General features: G+C 71.8%; 15 protein-coding genes. 6 read left to right on the top strand and 9 right to left on the bottom strand.

Annotated elements, in window-relative coordinates; all coding sequences use genetic code 11:
- Nucleotides 1–72: 72 nt before the first annotated feature.
- Entirely contained in the window at nucleotides 73–954 is an 882-nt protein-coding gene (locus tag KY5_RS03660) for an alpha/beta fold hydrolase (RefSeq protein ID WP_098240815.1), read from the top strand.
- 41 nt (nucleotides 955–995) lie between these two features.
- Here the strand turns inward: KY5_RS03660 and KY5_RS03655 are convergent, their stop codons facing one another.
- From KY5_RS03655 to KY5_RS03620, 9 genes are all read right to left on the bottom strand, one after another.
- Nucleotides 996–2,297, bottom strand: coding sequence for an MFS transporter (locus KY5_RS03655; RefSeq protein WP_098240814.1), 1,302 nt, complete (start codon nucleotides 2,295–2,297; stop codon nucleotides 996–998).
- Nucleotides 2,294–2,824, bottom strand: coding sequence for a hypothetical protein (locus tag KY5_RS03650; protein WP_098247039.1), 531 nt, complete (start codon nucleotides 2,822–2,824; stop codon nucleotides 2,294–2,296). Before KY5_RS03650 ends, KY5_RS03655 begins: the two co-directional genes overlap by 4 nt.
- Before the next feature lie 29 nt (nucleotides 2,825–2,853).
- Nucleotides 2,854–4,080 carry a hypothetical protein gene (locus tag KY5_RS03645; protein ID WP_098240813.1) on the bottom strand — a complete coding sequence of 409 codons (1,227 nt, stop codon included), beginning with the start codon at nucleotides 4,078–4,080 and terminating at the stop codon, nucleotides 2,854–2,856.
- A 77-nt stretch (nucleotides 4,081–4,157) separates the two neighbouring features.
- Entirely contained in the window at nucleotides 4,158–4,310 is a 153-nt protein-coding gene (locus tag KY5_RS42085) for a hypothetical protein (protein ID WP_199842921.1), read from the bottom strand.
- Between the two features lie 218 nt (nucleotides 4,311–4,528).
- Nucleotides 4,529–6,124 carry a SulP family inorganic anion transporter gene (locus KY5_RS03640; protein ID WP_098240812.1) on the bottom strand — a complete coding sequence of 532 codons (1,596 nt, stop codon included), beginning with the start codon at nucleotides 6,122–6,124 and terminating at the stop codon, nucleotides 4,529–4,531.
- 54 nt (nucleotides 6,125–6,178) lie between these two features.
- Nucleotides 6,179–6,820 carry a carbonic anhydrase gene (locus tag KY5_RS03635; RefSeq protein ID WP_418952738.1) on the bottom strand — a complete coding sequence of 214 codons (642 nt, stop codon included), beginning with the start codon at nucleotides 6,818–6,820 and terminating at the stop codon, nucleotides 6,179–6,181.
- A 361-nt stretch (nucleotides 6,821–7,181) separates the two neighbouring features.
- Nucleotides 7,182–9,260: an NACHT domain-containing protein gene (locus KY5_RS03630; protein ID WP_159072483.1), complete on the bottom strand. Its 2,079-nt coding sequence runs from the start codon at nucleotides 9,258–9,260 to the stop codon at nucleotides 7,182–7,184.
- Between the two features lie 84 nt (nucleotides 9,261–9,344).
- Nucleotides 9,345–9,947, bottom strand: a complete 603-nt coding sequence (locus tag KY5_RS03625; RefSeq protein WP_098240809.1) for an isochorismatase family protein — start codon at nucleotides 9,945–9,947, stop codon at nucleotides 9,345–9,347.
- A gap of 79 nt (nucleotides 9,948–10,026) precedes the next feature.
- A complete protein-coding gene (locus KY5_RS03620) occupies nucleotides 10,027–10,983 on the bottom strand; it encodes an MBL fold metallo-hydrolase (protein ID WP_098240808.1) in 957 nt (318 codons plus the stop codon).
- A 186-nt stretch (nucleotides 10,984–11,169) separates the two neighbouring features.
- On the opposite strand from KY5_RS03620, the gene KY5_RS03615 reads away from it, so the two are divergent.
- The 5 genes from KY5_RS03615 (at nucleotide 11,170) to KY5_RS03595 (ending at nucleotide 14,783) form a co-directional block, all read left to right on the top strand.
- On the top strand, nucleotides 11,170–11,835 hold the full coding sequence (locus KY5_RS03615; protein WP_098240807.1) for a TetR/AcrR family transcriptional regulator: 666 nt from the start codon (nucleotides 11,170–11,172) through the stop codon (nucleotides 11,833–11,835).
- A 115-nt stretch (nucleotides 11,836–11,950) separates the two neighbouring features.
- The gene (locus KY5_RS03610) at nucleotides 11,951–12,358 is read left to right on the top strand and encodes a RidA family protein (protein WP_098240806.1); all 408 of its coding nucleotides are present in this window, start codon (nucleotides 11,951–11,953) and stop codon (nucleotides 12,356–12,358) included.
- A 230-nt stretch (nucleotides 12,359–12,588) separates the two neighbouring features.
- Nucleotides 12,589–13,587 (top strand): hypothetical protein, encoded by a 999-nt coding sequence (locus KY5_RS03605; RefSeq protein WP_098240805.1) that lies wholly within the window; start codon nucleotides 12,589–12,591, stop codon nucleotides 13,585–13,587.
- A gap of 120 nt (nucleotides 13,588–13,707) precedes the next feature.
- A complete protein-coding gene (locus KY5_RS03600; protein ID WP_098240804.1) occupies nucleotides 13,708–14,256 on the top strand; it encodes a YciI family protein in 549 nt (182 codons plus the stop codon).
- 110 nt (nucleotides 14,257–14,366) lie between these two features.
- On the top strand, nucleotides 14,367–14,783 hold the full coding sequence (locus KY5_RS03595; protein WP_199842919.1) for a VOC family protein: 417 nt from the start codon (nucleotides 14,367–14,369) through the stop codon (nucleotides 14,781–14,783).
- The last annotated feature ends 116 nt before the right edge of the window (nucleotides 14,784–14,899 follow it).

Raw genomic sequence — 14,899 nt, 5'->3', positions numbered from 1 at the left:
GGCACCGGTCTGCACCAGTGAACGTCATGACGACCGAGAACGATGGAACCGAGAACGATGAAGGAGACAGCCATGGCTGATCCGGTGACCCACAAGCTGGCCACGAAAGGCGCCGAGATCCAGTACGACGTCCGGGGCCCTTCGACCGCCGCGGCGGACGGCGAGCGGGTGCTCGTACTGATCGGATCGCCGATGTCCGCCGACGGCTTCGCCTCGCTGTCCTCGTACTTCACCGACCGGACCGTCGTCACCTACGACCCGCGCGGGGTGGGCCGCAGTGTCCGAACGGACGGCGCGGTGGAGTCGACGCCCGAGGAGCACGCCGACGACGTGCGCCGGGTGATCGAGGCGCTCGGGGTCGGCCCCGTGGACCTGTTCGCCAGCAGCGGCGGCGCCGTCAACGCGCTGGCCCTGGTCGCCCGGCATTCGGAGCTCGTGCACACACTGGTCGCGCATGAACCGCCGACGGTGCAGGTGCTGCCGGACCGCGAAGCGGCCCTCGCGGTCTGCGCGGATCTGCACGAGACGTATCAGCGCGAAGGGATGGGACCCGCGATGGCGAAGTTCATCGCGGTGACGAGCCGGAAGGGGCCGTTCCAGGAGAACTGGCGGGACGAACCGGCCCCCTCGCCCGCCGACTTCGGGCTGCCGACGGAGGACGACGGCTCGCGCGACGATCCGCTGCTCGGCCAGAACCTCCGTACGTGCACGGGCTACCGGCCCGACTTCGCCGCACTCGGCGCCGCGTCGACGCACATCGTGCTCGCGGCGGGGAAGGAGTCCGAGGGCGAACTCGCCGCCCGCGCCGCGGCGGAGCTCGCCGCCCGTATCGGCTCCGCGCCGGTGATCTTCCCCAGTCACCACGGGGGATTCCTCGGCGGTGAGTTCGGCCAGCAGGGGGCCCCGGAAGAGTTCGCCGGGGTGCTCCGCAAGGTGCTCGACACCCACCGCTGACCTGCGCACGGGCGCGGCCCGCCCGCCTGACCCGCCGGAGGTCAGGACCGGGCCGCGCCCCGCAGCGCCACCAGCGGGATCACCGCGAGGGCGAGCGTGCCCGCCGCGACCGCGAGCAGCGGATAACCGCCGCCCGCCACCACCAGGCCGGACGCCATGCCGCCGGTCGCGCCCGCCAGGGCCACGCCGACGTCGACCAGGCCCTGCACGGAGGCGCGGCGTTCCCCCGGCACGGCATCGGTGATCAGCGCCGTGCCGCTGACAAGGGCCAGGTTCCAGCCCACGCCGAGCAGGACGAGCGCGCAGGAAAGACCCACCATGCCGGTCGGCGGGGCGAGCGCGGCGACCAGGCAGGCGGCGAGCAGCACGGCGCCGGACGAGGCCGCCACGGGCAGCCGACCGATCCGGTCCACGAGCAGTCCGCTCAGCGGCGACGGCAGGAACATCGCGCCCACGTGCAGCGCGATGACGAACCCGGCGGCCTGGGTGCCGTGGCCGTGCCCGGTCATGTGGACGGGCGTCATGGTCATCACGGCGATCATCACCAGCTGAGCGGTGATCATCACGGTCGCGCCGGTGACGAGACCGGGCAAAGGGGCGGGCCGGTCGGACCGCGCCGTGCGCGCCACCGCCGACGACCGGGGCGCGGGAACGGGGACGGACTCGGGCTCCGCACCCGGCTCCGGCTCCGGCCCTGGCTCGGGCGTCGCGCGCGCGAGCAGCAGCGGATCCGGCCGCAGCCACACCCACAGCACGAGACCCGCCGCGGCATAGGCGACCGCGGCGAGCAGGAAGGGCCCCGCGAGCCGCGGAATGCCCCACGCGTGTGCGAGCGCGCCCGTGGGGCCGACGAGGTTCGGCCCGACGACCGCGCCGAGCGTCGTGGCGAGCAGCACCGTGCCGGTGGCACGGCCGCGCCGCTCGGGCGGGGCGATGTCGGCGCCCGCGTACCGGGCGAGGAGCCCGGTCGCGGTACCGGCGCCGTACACGAAGAGCGACGTCAGGAGCAGCCACGCCCACTGCCAGGCGGCGCCCGCGACGACTCCCGCGCTGCCGAGCGCGGCGGCGCCGTGGCCGAGCGCGAGCCCCGGACGGCGCCCGTGGCGCTGCGAGAGGCGGCCGATGGCGGCGGCACCGACGGCCGCGCCGCCGGTGAACAGCGCGGTCGGCAGTCCGGCAAGGCCGGTGGAGCCGAGCAGGTCCTCGGCGAGGAGCGCGCCGACCGTGATGCCCGCCGCCATGCCCGCGCCGCCGAGCGTCTGCGAGACGACGAGCACGGACATGACGCGGCGGAGCACGTCAGGCGGCGCCGCGCCCCCGGCGCGCGGCGCCGTGACGGTCATGCCGGTGTCCCCGCGACGGCGTCGACGTCCGCGATCTCGGCCAGGGAAAGCCCCAGTTGGTCGTGCAGGAAGCGCACGACCGTCCAGTGCGGCAGAGCGTCCGCGTCGAAGGGACCGAACGCGGCGGTGTACAGGGGGATCCACCGCAGCGCTTCCTCGGCGGCCGTCTCGCGTCCCGGATCGGCCTGGTAGGCGTCGTACGAGATGCTGCGATGGTGGATGAAGTGGCCGCCGGGGAGCCGCTGTTCGCACAGCTCCCGGTACTCGCGGGTCTGCAGGATGAGGTAGTGCCAGATCTCGTCGATGTCCTGCTCGACGGGGAGGAAGAGGCCGCCGAGCCGGTCGGGGTGGCGGGAGACGAGGTAGAGGTAGCGCAGACATTCGCGCACTTGGTACGTGACGAAGTCGGCGTCCGGGGCGTCGGGCTGCTCCGCGAAGTACCGGACCACCTCGTCGTGCAGGGCGGTGCCGAGCAGCTCCTCGGCGGTGGGGGCGGGGCCGTGAGGCGTGCGGGTGTCCGTGTGCATGGTGGGGTCCTGTGCGTAGGGGCGCGAGGTCACGCCGGGTCCTGCGTGGTCAGCCAGGCGTATTTGCCGGAGAGCCCGATGGGCACGTGGTCGAGGTGTTCCACGGTGCAGGCGCGCCCTGTCAACGCGTGGACGGACAGGGCGAGGTCGTGCTCGTCGCCGGGTGTGAGCGGCTTGCCGTCGAAGGTCGTGTACCGCAGACGGCAGGTGCCCTCCCCGGTCAGGTGCAGCTGTTGCAGGAAGACGCGGGGCGAGACCGCGGCGACGCGGGCGTCGAGATCGGCCTGCGCGACCGGCCCTTCCGGTGCGGCGAGGAGTTCCTTCTCGCGGCCGCAGAAGGAGACGATCCGCTCGGGGTCGGTGCCGCCGTCGCTGGTGCGCACGCAGTCGCCCGACCGGTAGCGGACCAGGGGCATGTACGGGTTGCGGACGCTGGTGACGATGAGGCTGTGGATGCCGCTGCCCGGCTCCACCGGGATCAACTCCACGCTCATGTCGTGCAGATAGGGGCGGTAGCCGCCGTCCGCGTCGCTGTAGAAGAGGTAGCCCAGTTCCGTACTGCCGAAGAGGTCGACGACGGGGCACTCGAAGCGGGACCGCAGATACGCGCGGACGTTCAACGGCGCGTACTCGTAGGCGTGGACGATGCCGACGGGGCGGGGGAAGTCGTCCCACAGGTCCCACGCGTCGACCTTGCGGACCAGCTGCGCCAGATGGTTCCCGGAGCAGTCCAGGAGGTACGAGCCGCCGGGGTGCGCGGCGCTCACCGTACGGATCTCGGCGAGCATCCGCTCGACCTCGGCGCGGTCCCAATCAGCCGGATCCAGGCGGCGGTTGAGGTACAGCGTGCGGTCGTCGAGCCAGCGCTCGCCGGGGGTCGCGCCGGGCTTGGCGGCGTTCACACGGGCGACGTGCTCGGTGGCGAGCACGGTGGTCAGGGAGATCCGCCGGGCGCCCTCGTGCCAGCTCGCCGCGAGGTCCGGGTGCTCGCTCCACAGGCGGTAGTAGGAGCGGAGCAGGAAGTAGGGCGGCCGGATCAGGCGCATCCGCGCGTGGTTGGTCCCGGTGGACAGCACGTACTCGGCGTCGCCCGCCTCCAGCGCGCGGGCGAGATCGGGGGTCATCCAGTTGTCGGGGAAGCCCCGGGCGATCTCCGGCTTCTCGAGGATCGGGAACTCCCCGCGCTCCACGGAGTCGCGGTAGAGGGGGATGTCACGGACCTGGTCAAGGACGTCGGCGCTCGGCAGGCGGTTCAAGGGGGCTCCGGGGTGGTGGAGGAGGGGGCGGGGCCGCCGCCGTGACGGCGACGGCGGCCCCGTGAGACATCAGCGGGTCAGGAGATGCAGCCGGCCTTGCCGGTGGCGCTGATGCAGCCGCTCTTCGGGGTGGCGCTGATACAGCCGTCCTTCGCGCCCTGGGCCGAGTTGGCGGCGACCCACTTCTGCCAGACGGTCTCTTCGGTCATGCGCTTGATGAGCTGCTCCATAGTGAAATCTCCTAGCTGATTAGCTTTTGAGGGCGTTTGTCCCCTCGCCATCAAACGTAAAGAGATGGTCAAGGGAGTGTCAATGGGGGCGGACTGGATGGCGTAAATCGCATGGCCGCGTCCGGATACGGCCAGTCGGGGCATGCGGGCACGCCGAACCCGCCGCGCGCGGGCACGTCGGCGCGCGGCGGGTCGGCTCCCGGTCGTACGGGCAGGCGTCAGCGTCGAGTCCGCGCCTTCGCGGACTCCTCGACCCTGGGACCGGCCAGGGGGTCGGTCATGGGATCGGCAGGCGGGTCGGCCACGGAACCGGCCACGGGCCGCGTCTTCATGCGCACCGCCTCCGTGCCGCTGTCGTTGTGCCGCAGCGCCCAGTTCTCCAGGGTCGTGCGGCACGCGTGGTCCAAGTGGCGCACGACCGTCAGGTCCAGCTCTATCGGCCGGTCCTTGGGCATGGCCTCCAGCGTCTCCAGGATCTTCGGAAGCCGCAGGAAGGTCGCGTTCCCCGTGAGGGTCACGACGAGGCGTCCACCGGTCAACTCCCGTACGTCCACCTGTACATGCGAGGTGTCCCACGCGGACTTGACCACCGCGAGGACCAGGCCGATGACCACGCCCTCGAACATGTTGGTGACGAGGATGGCGATCGCGGTCGTGGCGAGGACGACGGCCTCGCCGCGGTGGGCACGGGCCAGCGGGACGATCTCCTTGACGGGGATCAGCTTGCAGCCCGCGTGCACCAGGACACCGGCGAGCGCGGCCAGCGGGATGATGCCGAGCGCGGCGGGCAGCAGCACGGCGAAGAGCAGCAGCCACGCGCCGTGCAGGATGCGCGAGAGCGGGGTGCGGGCGCCCGCCTGCACGTTGGCCGAGCTGCGGACGATGACCGCGGTCATCGGCAGGGCCCCGAGCACGCCGCACACGGTGTTGCCGACGCCCTGGGCGACGAGCTCCTTGTCGTAGTGCGTACGGGGTCCGTCGTGCATGCGGTCCACGGCGGCCGCGCTGAACAGGGATTCGGCGGACGCGATCAGCGTGAACGCCAGGACGGTGCCGAGCACGGCCACGCTGCCGAGCTCCGCGAGGTCACCGAGTCCCGGTGGCTGGATCGCGTCGACCAGGCCGCGCACCGTCACGTTCGCGACGTCCAGGCGGAGCCCGGCGGTCACGGCGGTGGCGAGGGCGACGGCGGCCAGCGGCGCGGGCACCAGGCGCGCGGACGGCGGCAGTTTGGGCCACAGCACGAGCACGGCGATGGTCCCGAAGCCGACGGCGGCGGCGGTCAGCGCCGTGGTGTCGCCCAGGGTGTCGACGAGCAGTCCGGGCAGCCCGGTGATCTTCTCGATCCCGGAACGCGGCTGCTCGGCGCCCGCCATGGTGTACAGCTGTCCGAGGATCAGGACGAGTCCGATGCCCGCCAGCATGCCCTGGACGACGGAGACGGAGATGGCACGGAACCACCGGCCGCAGCGCAGCAGTCCGAGGGCTATCTGGAGCGCGCCGGTGAGCAGCACGATCGCGCCGAGCATGCCGAGCCCGAACTCCTTCACCGCCTCGAAGACGAGGACGGTGAGTCCGGCGGCGGGCCCGCTGACCTGGAGGGCGCTGCCCGGCAGGAAACCGACGACCAGACCGCCGACGATGCCGGTGACCAGGCCCAGTTCGGCGGGGACGCCGGAGGCGACGGCCACCCCGACGCAGAGCGGCAGGGCGACGAGGAAGACGACGAGCGAGGCGAGGAAGTCCCGGCGCAGGGCGCCGGGTTCACGCAACGCGCGGTAGGGGGAGAGCAGGGGGGAGCTGAAGGAGGACATGAGGGGAGGGGGTCCTGTCGTGGGAGTGGGCCGGGCGGTGGGGCGCGGCGGCACTCACAGCGGACCGAAGGCCGGCCGGCCGTCCGACGAAGGACGGTGGGCGGCGACGGTGCCCGTGTGCACCTCGTAGTACCAGGCGTGCAGGGTCAGCGAACCGTCGGCGGTCCGCTCGCTGACACAGGGGTAGGAGCGCAGTATCTCCACCTGGTCCAGGACGTGCGCCTGCACCGCTTCGGCCACGTCCACCGAGGTGGTGGGCTGTGAGCGCAGCGCCGCGTCGGGCGCGACGGAGAGTTCGAGCCAGTCGCGCACGGCCGGTACGGCGGAGAGGTCTTCCTGGCGCACGAGCGCGCCGACCGCTCCGCAGTGCGAATGTCCGCAGACCACGATGTCGCGTACCCCGAGCACGCACACCGCGTACTCGATGGTGGCCGCCTCGCTCATGGGGCGGCCGTCGGCGGCTATCGGGCCGCAGGACGGATAGGGCGGCACGACGTTGCCCGCCGTGCGGAGTTCGAAGAGTTCGCCGGGGCTCGCTCCGGTGATGAGGGTCGGGACGACGCGCGAGTCGGAGCAGGTGACGAACAGGGCTTCGGGTGACTGTCCGGCTCCGAGGGCCTCGAAGGCCGCGGCGTTCCGGGGGTCCGCCACGTGCGTGGTGGCGAAGGTACGGGCGTTCTCGATCAGTGATTGCAAGGTGGCCTGCCTCCTGCGTCGGTGCGGCGGAAGCCGTGACGCGGTGTGGTCGGGTCGATGGTGACGGTGGGGCGGCGGCCCGCCGTGGCGGCGGACGCTCGGGGTGCCCCGGAGACAGCGTGAACCGCTGTCGTGACTCTCACTTTGCCATCGCATTAACCTTCGATGACAGAGCAAAATTCTGCCAAAGATTGAGTAATAAACGCTGCTGAGCTGGGAGTTAGTCCAAGCCTCAACCGTTGGTCATGGATCTCGTGGAGATCATGTGGAGCACGGAAGGGGATTTCGTTCGCAGTTCCTTGCGAATGCGACGACCGTCACGTGATCGCGATGTCCCGCTCGCGGGGTCGCCGGGGCTCGGTCAGCGGTGCGCGGCCGCGTCGCGGGCGAGGTGGTCCTGCAACTCGCGGTGGCGGAACTGGTACGCGGTTCCCGCGACGCGCACGAGGCCCGCGTCGTAACACCACGTCAGGAAGTGTCCGAGGCGCCAGGGCAGCGGTCGGGGGCTCCAACGCCGGGTGCGGACAAGGAGGATGACGTACCACAGGCCCGTCGGGGCCAGCGGGGGAGTGAACAGGAGCCCGCCCGCACAGCCTCCCGCGCCGGTGAGGGCGAGGGCGGTGGCGGCGTCCTTGCCGCTGGCCAGCGCCGCGGCGAACATCAGCTCGGCGAAGAGCAGGGCCGGTGCCAGGAGGCTCCAGATCAGATGGCTCCTGATGTTCAGCGCGGGATGGGAGCTCTCCGGCGCGCCGGGGGAAGGGACGGAGAAGAGCAGGGCGAGGGCGCCGCCGCACGCAAGGAGGGCCGGGACGGCCACGGCCGGTGGTATCGGAGTGTCCTGCCGCACGGCGATCACGGCGAGTGCGCCCGTGGCCAGTCCCCCGATGCGGAGCCCGCCGCTGAGCCGCTGGGTGAAGCTGCGGGGCCGCGTCCGGGTGGGGTGGTACTCGTGGTCCTCCTTGAGGTCGTCCCACGCCACCAGCCAGATGACGCTCGCGATCAGGCCCATCATGGTGAGGGCGGCGAGGTAGGGCCAGGGCGCGACGAGGGGGCCTTGGGTGGAGAGCAGCCCCAGGAGCGCGAGGGCGCCGGTCGCCGACAGCGCGACGGCGGGCAGGACGAGGGCGGTACGGGGACGGCGGCTATCGGCCAGCGGCCAGAGGCGGGACAGGACGATGTCGGTGCCGGACAGCTGTCGGCCCGCGATGGCGCGGCCGGTGGTCGCGTTGTGGTCCAAGTGGCGGGCGAGCGTGGTGAGCCACGTGCGGACGAGGACGGGGTCGAAGTGGGCGGCGCGCGTACGCGGATAGAGGCCGGTGATGGCCGGGATGAAGAGGTCGAGGAGGTGGGTGCCGACCGCCTCGGCGCTGTTGAGGTGTGCCGAGAGGAGGTGGTTGGGGTCGTGCGCGTAGGTCCCGGTGTCGGGGTCCCGCTGCTCGTAGACGGTCACGGCCAGGGTGAGGCGCCAGGGCGTGGCCAGGCCGACGGCGAGCGGTCCGGTGGGTGCGCGGTCGAGGGAGTCGAGGACCTCGGCCCAGCGCGACGGGTCGTCGACGCGGGAGTTGAGGAAGCGGCGGGCCTCGGTGGGGACGACCGGCAGGATCTCGATCCGCGCCGCGTCGTGCGCCCACACCTTCGCCTCCTCCAGCGCGTCGTGCGTGTCGCTGCGGCAGGTGAGGATCAACTCGGCCTTCTCCACGCCCTGTTGGTAGGCGTTCAGGGCGCGGAGCACCCGCGCCGACCGGGACCCGTAGCCCGGGGCGGGCGCGGAGTCCAGCTCGTCGAGGCCATCGAGCACCGGCAGCACGCGCCGCGCCACGACCAGCGCGTGCGCGGCCGGTCGTGACAGGTGGTAGACGCCGACGAGGTGGCGCGCGAGCCACGCCTCCACGTCCAGATGAGCCTGCGAAGAGGCCAGCGAGAGCCGCACGGGGACCGGCTCGTCCGGGCCGCGCTGCTCCAGGAGGCGCAGCATCAACTGCATGGCGAGCACGGTCTTTCCGGCCCCCGGCGCACCGGTGACGACCATGCGCCGCGGGCGCAGCCGCTGGAAGTAGTCGGCCACCTCCGCCAGGGTCCCGCCCACGTCGGCGCCGTGCGCGGAGTGCGCGGGCGAAGGACGGAAGACGAAGCGCAGGTCGACGGTGCGGTCGTGCCCCCCGAGCAGCTGGCGCCGCGCCTCCCGCTCGACCGCCACGACCTGGGCCGCGAGCCGCGCCGACGCGTCGATCAGGTCCGTCTCCTGCCAACGCACCGACTGGAACGTGAGGTACCCGCTCCACACCGTCAGCGGGAACGAGACCAGAGCGATCGCCGCGCTGAGAGGATCGACGTCCCCGGCGGATGATCCGAGCGCACGCATCAGCATCGCCACGGTGACACAGCAAGCCACGAGCGTGGCCGCTCCGAACCCGTACGTCCGCCCCCGCGCGCTCGCCATGGACCACATGATGACCGAAGCGCGCCAACTCAGGTGCGAATCCTGGCGAGTTGGCGCACCCGATGGCCGGGGGAGGCGGTGGTCCTAGACGGTGAGGTCGTCGACCGTCGGGGCCACCGTGCCGAACAGGTCGGCGACGGTGGTGAGCGCCGCCGTCTGGAGGGCGTCGGCGGACAGGGCCGTGCCGTCGGCGGCGGGCAGCGAGCGCGTGGCGGTGGCCTCGGCGACGACCGTGGGCCGGTAGCCGAGGTTGAACGCGCCCTGGGCGGTGAACTGCACACACATGTGCGTCATGAATCCGGCGAGGATCAGCTCGGTGCCGACGCCGTGCTCGCGCAGCACCTTCTCCAGGTCGGTCCCGTGGAAGGCGTTCGGGACCTGCTTGACGACGACGTACTCGCCGTCGACCGGGGCGACCTCGGGGCTGATGGCGCCGATCTCGGCCCGGATGTCGTACGGCGTGCCCTCACCGCCGTCGTTGACGATGTGCACGACGGGGGTGCCCGCGGCGCGGGCGGCGGTCAGCAGCCGGGCACCGGCCGCCAGCGCCTCCTCGGCGCCTTCGAGCCGCATGACGCCGGTCCGGTAGGTGTTCTGGAAGTCGATCATGACGAGCGCCGACTCGCTGAGCCGGGGCAGGGTGTTGTCGAGTCCGACGACGTCACGCAGGGTGCGGGAGACGGTCATGACGGGGTCCTTCCGTACGGGGGATGGCGGGGTGTGAGGTCTGAGGTGTGAAACGTGCGGTGCGGCGTGAACGCGCCTGTCAGCGCAGCGACGTGGGCTTGCCCGCCGGGGCGGGGACGACGAGTGCGTCCTCGACACCGCGCTTCTCGAAGGCCCTGACGAGGCTCTTCATGTCCTGGGAGTAGATGTTCCAGCTGTCCGTGTGGACCGGGACGACCTTGCGCGGGGCGAGCGCCTCGGCGACGGCCGCGGCGTTCTTCGACGTCAGCGTCAGCGGCGCGTTGTCGAGGATGGCCGGGGTGCGGGCGGCGCCCGCGAAGAGGATCGCCGTGTCGAGCGCGCCGAACCGCTTCTCGATCCCGGCGCCGGTCCTCTTGGCCACCTTGACCGCGGCGTTGTCCCCGGAGACGTAGGTGGTCGGCACGCCCCTGCCGCTCAGCGCGAATCCCGTGACCTCACCGTCCGCGCCGCGGTCCACGCCGTCCGGGCCGTGCAGGGCGGGCACGGCGGTGACCTTGATGGTCCTGCCGGAGACCTTGAGGTCGTGCGAGGTCCAGCTCTTCATGCCCTTCACGTGGTCGCCGAGCCGCTGGTGGGCGCCGGGCGTCGAGAGCACGACGGGGACCTCCTCGAGCAGTTCGCGCCCCGCGTCGTCGAGGTTGTCGTCGTGCTGGTCGTGCGAGAGCAGCACCGCGTCGATCTTCCCGATCCGGTCGACGCCGAGGGCCGGGCCCGCCGTCTTCTCCAGGCCGCTCTTGTACTTCTTCGGTTCGTCGAAGGTCGGGTCGAGCAGGATCCGGGCCCCGGCGATCTCCACGATCGTGGTCGGCCCTCCGATGTGCGTCACGGAGAAGTCCCGGCCTCCGGCGGGTCCGGGCCGTGCGGCGGGCGACTTGGCGCCCTCGGCGGTCCTGCCCGCCTTCTCGTTCCCGCCGCCCCCGTCCCCGGAGCCGCACGCGGCGAGCAGGGACATCCCGGCGGTGGCGGCGACGGCCGCGGTCGTGAGGCGGAGGAGCTTCGGGCGTCTGCGTTGCATCAGGGCACCAGCACTTTCGCTACGAGCGGTGGAAAACGCACCCGGGGGAGGAGCCCCTCAGGTGTTAGTAACGCTAACACGACAAGTTAGCGATGTTTTCAATGGGTGTGCGGGAGTCCGTGCTGACCAGGCCGAGGGCGGGGCCGTACCGGACCCCGGAGTGTTAGCGGCGTTATCGTTGTGCGCATGTCTGCCGCACGGGACCGCATCCTCGAAGCCACCTCGGAGCTCCTCGCCACCAAGGACGCGTCGGCCATCTCCACACGGGCGATCTGCGACCGCGCGGGTGTGGGCATGCCGGAGATCTACCGGCAGTTCGGCGACAAGCAGGGCCTGCTCACGGCCGTCGCCGACCTCGGGTTCGAGCGTTTCCTCGCCAACAAGCGGAAGAACCCGCTGACCGAGGACCCGGTCGCCGATCTGCGGGTGGCCTGGGACAGTCACGTCGCGTACGCGCTGGGGAACCCCCACCTGTACCGGCTGATGTTCACGCCCCTCGGCGACCCCAGGCCCCGGGCCATCGACGACGCCCAGGAGTTGCTGCGCTCCGCGGTGCGGCGTTGCGCGGAGGCCGGAAGGCTGCGTACGTCCGTCGAGCTCGCCGCGCAGTCGATCATGTCGGCGAACGTCGGGGTGTGCCTGATGGCGCTCTCCTTCCCCGAGCTGTTCGGCGGGCTCGACGGCTCCCAGTGGGTGCGCGACGCCGTCATCGGCAGGGCCACCGGCGACGAACCGGAAGACACCCGGGTCGACTCGGCCACCGTCCTGGCGCGGGCCCTCCTCGGCACGCTCACCGGGACGGCTCCGGTGGACGACGCGGTGCTGGCGCCCCTGCGGGGGACGGGCCGCTGAGCTCCTCGGTCACCGGAAGGTGCCCAGGTTTCGAAAAAGTGCGTTCTTCCTTGTCAGAGGCCGCTCTCCTACGGTTCTCAAGTAACCGGAAGTGACTGAAGAGGAGGCGTACGGCATGGCCATCACCCTGGTGAATCCGAGCGGACTGCCGGAGATCGACGTCTATCGGCAGGTGTCGATCGCGAGCGGGTCGAAGCAGGTCTTCATCGCGGGACAGGTCTCCTGGGACGCCGACGGCAAGACCGTCGGCGCGGGCGACCTCGCCGCCCAGGTCGAGCGGTGCTACCTCAACGTCGGCACCGCCCTGGCCGAGGTCGGCGGCTCCTTCGCCGACGTGGCGAAGCTGACCGTGTACGTCGTCGACTGGACCCCCGACAAGATGCCCCTGCTCCTGGACGGCATCTCCCGCGCGGCCGCGACACTGGGCGTCACCCCGGCGCCCCCGGCCTCACTGATCGGCGTGGCGGCCCTGTCCGTCCCCGACCACCTGGTCGAGATCGAGGCCACGGCCGTCATCGACTAGGAGACCGCCGGCGGGAGACCACCGGGAAAACGATGCGCGCCGGGCGTGCGACCGTGCCTCCAGCGCACGATTGCACGCCGGTGCCGCGTTCTTCCCCCCTTGCTACTTTCCGGTGCGGAAGTGGAAGGGGAATCCCGATGTGCGCTTCATGGCACGAATACAACCTTGCGCCGGAACGCAGCGCCACTGACACCCGTGGCATCGCCGCGCTCTCACGGATCTCCACCAGCATGGAAGTCTGGTGGACCGGCATCAACCAGTCGGTCGAAGGCGCCTTCTGGTACGAAGGCGGCCAGTGGACGCGCCAGCAGATCGCCCCGAGCGGCAGCACCTCGGTGAGCGGCGGCATGGCCGCGGTCTCCCGCATCCCGGGCAGCATGGAGCTGTGGTGGATCGGCGCCAACGGCTCGGTGGAGGGCGCCTATTGGTACGAGGGCGGCCAGTGGTCGCGCTACCAGATCGCCCCGAACGGCAGCGTGAACAACGAGGGCAACATCGCCGCGGTCTCCCGCATCCCGGGCAGCCTGGAGATCTGGTGGATCGGCGCCAACGGCTCGGTGGAAGGGGCCCATTGGTACGAGGGAGGCCAGTGGACCCGCTACCAGATCGCGCCGGGCGGCAGCGCCGCGGTGCGCGGGGGCGTGGCCGCCGTGTCCCGCATCCCGGGCAGCATGGAGTTGTGGTGGGTCGGTGCCAACGGCTCGGTGGAGGGCGCCTATTGGTACGAGGGCGGTCAGTGGTCGCGCTACCGGATCGCCCCTGACCGCAGCGCGTCCGTCAACGGCGGCATGGCCGCGGTCTCCCGGATCCCCGGCAGCCTGGAGATCTGGTGGGTGGGGGAGACCGGGGGCGCCATCGCCGCCCTGGACGGCGCCTACTGGTACGAGGGCGGGCAGTGGACCCGCTACCGCATCGCGCCGGACGCCGGGGCTTCGCCGAGCACCGGCATCGCCGCGGTCTCCCGGATCCCCGGCAGCATGGAGATCTGGTGGGTGGGCCCGCAGCGCGGGGTGAAGGGCGCGTACTGGTACGAGGGCGGCAAGTGGACCGCCTACCAGCACAGCGCGTTCGGCAGCGGCGCCGCCTACGGCGGGGTGGCCGCGGTCTCCCGGATCTCGGGCAGCCTGGAGACCTGGTGGATCGGCGGCGAGGGCGCACCCAAGGGACCGGGGTCCGTGCAGGGCGCGTACTGGTACGACACGGGACAGGCGGCGGGCGAGAAGGGCTGACGCGCACGCGCGAAAGGGCGGACCGGCCCACCGGTCACCGGCCGCAGGCCGGGCCACCGGTGGGCCGGTCCGCCCGAACCCCCTTGAGCCGCCGCCGCCCGTCGGGGACAGTCTGTCGGCATGGAGTTCCTCTGTTACCACCGAGACCGGCCGGGATCCCTCGCCCTGCGCGAAGAGCTGCTGGAGGACCACTGGTCCTACATGGACCAGTACCAGGCACGGATGATCGCCCGCGGCCCCACCTTCGGCGCCGACGGCGAGACGCCCACCGGGAGCCTGCACATCGTCGATCTTCCCGATCCCGCGGCCGCCCGCGCGTTCGCCTTCGACGAGCCCGGCCACCAGGCCGGGGTCTACCGCGACATAGTGCTGCGCCGCTGGCGCAACCTGCTGGGCCGGACCATGTGGGAGTTCCCCGGCGGACTCACCGGCGGTGACCGGTACCTGGTGCTGGGCTTCGGTTCCGGGGAGGCCGTCGACCTCGCCGTACCGGCAGAGAAGGACGAGCTCATCGCCTACGGGCCGCTGCTCTCCGACGACGGCGACAAGTGGCTCGGCACGGCGGCCGTGGTCAGGGCCCCGGGACCGGAGGCGGCGCGGGCCGTGCTGACCGAGGACCGCTACGCGAGCATCGAGGTGCACGACTGGGAGTGCGGCGGACGTCGCTGAACGCGCGCGAGCAGGAGGACAGGGGCGGCGCGCGGGCGACCGATCAGGACGCGGGCAACCGATCAGGAATGGAGAAGCGCCCGCGCGCCCGCGCTCGTAGCGTGAAGCACATGGACATCAACCTCTCTCAGACCTTCATCGCCGTCGACGACCACGACAAGGCGATCGCCTTCTACCGGGACGTTCTCGGCCTCGAGGTGCGCAACGACGTCGGCTTCGAGGACATGCGCTGGGTGACCGTGGGCTCGCCCACGCAGCCCGACGTCGACATCGTCCTCGAGCCCCCGCTCGCGGACCCCAACGCGGCCCCCGCCGACCGCAAGGCCGTGTCCGAGTTGCTCGCCAAGGGCCTGCTGCGCGGCGTCATCTTCCGGACCGACGACTGCGACGCCACCTTCGAACGCATCCGCTCCGCGGGCGGCGAGGTGCTCCAGGAGCCGATCGACCAGCCGTACGGCGTCCGGGACTGTGCCTTCCGCGACCCCGCGGGCAACATGCTGCGTTTCAGCCAGCCGCGCAAGCAGTGACCCGGGTCGGGCGCCGGGCGCCGCGCGGACACGGCCCGTGCGGCGCCTGCCCCGATCACCCCGCAGACCACGCTCGAAGCTGATTGGATCGAGCCGGACGAGGCCCACGGAGACCG

The organism is Streptomyces formicae, assembly GCF_002556545.1.
Classification (GTDB): domain Bacteria; phylum Actinomycetota; class Actinomycetes; order Streptomycetales; family Streptomycetaceae; genus Streptomyces; species Streptomyces formicae_A.
This window is presented reverse-complemented; position numbering and strand designations above follow the sequence as displayed.

Excerpts from the sequence above, each read along its gene's own strand:
- KY5_RS03640 (WP_098240812.1), bottom strand. The coding sequence starts at position 6,124 with ATGTCCTCCTTCAGCTCCCCCCTGCTCTCCCCCTACCGCGCGTTGCGT.
- KY5_RS42085 (WP_199842921.1), bottom strand. The coding sequence starts at position 4,310 with ATGGAGCAGCTCATCAAGCGCATGACCGAAGAGACCGTCTGGCAGAAG.
- KY5_RS03610 (WP_098240806.1), top strand. The coding sequence starts at position 11,951 with ATGGCCATCACCCTGGTGAATCCGAGCGGACTGCCGGAGATCGACGTC.
- KY5_RS03630 (WP_159072483.1), bottom strand. The coding sequence starts at position 9,260 with ATGGCGAGCGCGCGGGGGCGGACGTACGGGTTCGGAGCGGCCACGCTC.
- KY5_RS03600 (WP_098240804.1), top strand. The coding sequence starts at position 13,708 with ATGGAGTTCCTCTGTTACCACCGAGACCGGCCGGGATCCCTCGCCCTG.
- KY5_RS03605 (WP_098240805.1), top strand. The coding sequence starts at position 12,589 with ATGGAAGTCTGGTGGACCGGCATCAACCAGTCGGTCGAAGGCGCCTTC.
- KY5_RS03615 (WP_098240807.1), top strand. The coding sequence starts at position 11,170 with ATGTCTGCCGCACGGGACCGCATCCTCGAAGCCACCTCGGAGCTCCTC.
- KY5_RS03650 (WP_098247039.1), bottom strand. The coding sequence starts at position 2,824 with ATGCACACGGACACCCGCACGCCTCACGGCCCCGCCCCCACCGCCGAG.
- KY5_RS03595 (WP_199842919.1), top strand. The coding sequence starts at position 14,367 with ATGGACATCAACCTCTCTCAGACCTTCATCGCCGTCGACGACCACGAC.
- KY5_RS03655 (WP_098240814.1), bottom strand. The coding sequence starts at position 2,297 with ATGACCGTCACGGCGCCGCGCGCCGGGGGCGCGGCGCCGCCTGACGTG.
- KY5_RS03620 (WP_098240808.1), bottom strand. The coding sequence starts at position 10,983 with ATGCAACGCAGACGCCCGAAGCTCCTCCGCCTCACGACCGCGGCCGTC.
- KY5_RS03660 (WP_098240815.1), top strand. The coding sequence starts at position 73 with ATGGCTGATCCGGTGACCCACAAGCTGGCCACGAAAGGCGCCGAGATC.
- KY5_RS03625 (WP_098240809.1), bottom strand. The coding sequence starts at position 9,947 with ATGACCGTCTCCCGCACCCTGCGTGACGTCGTCGGACTCGACAACACC.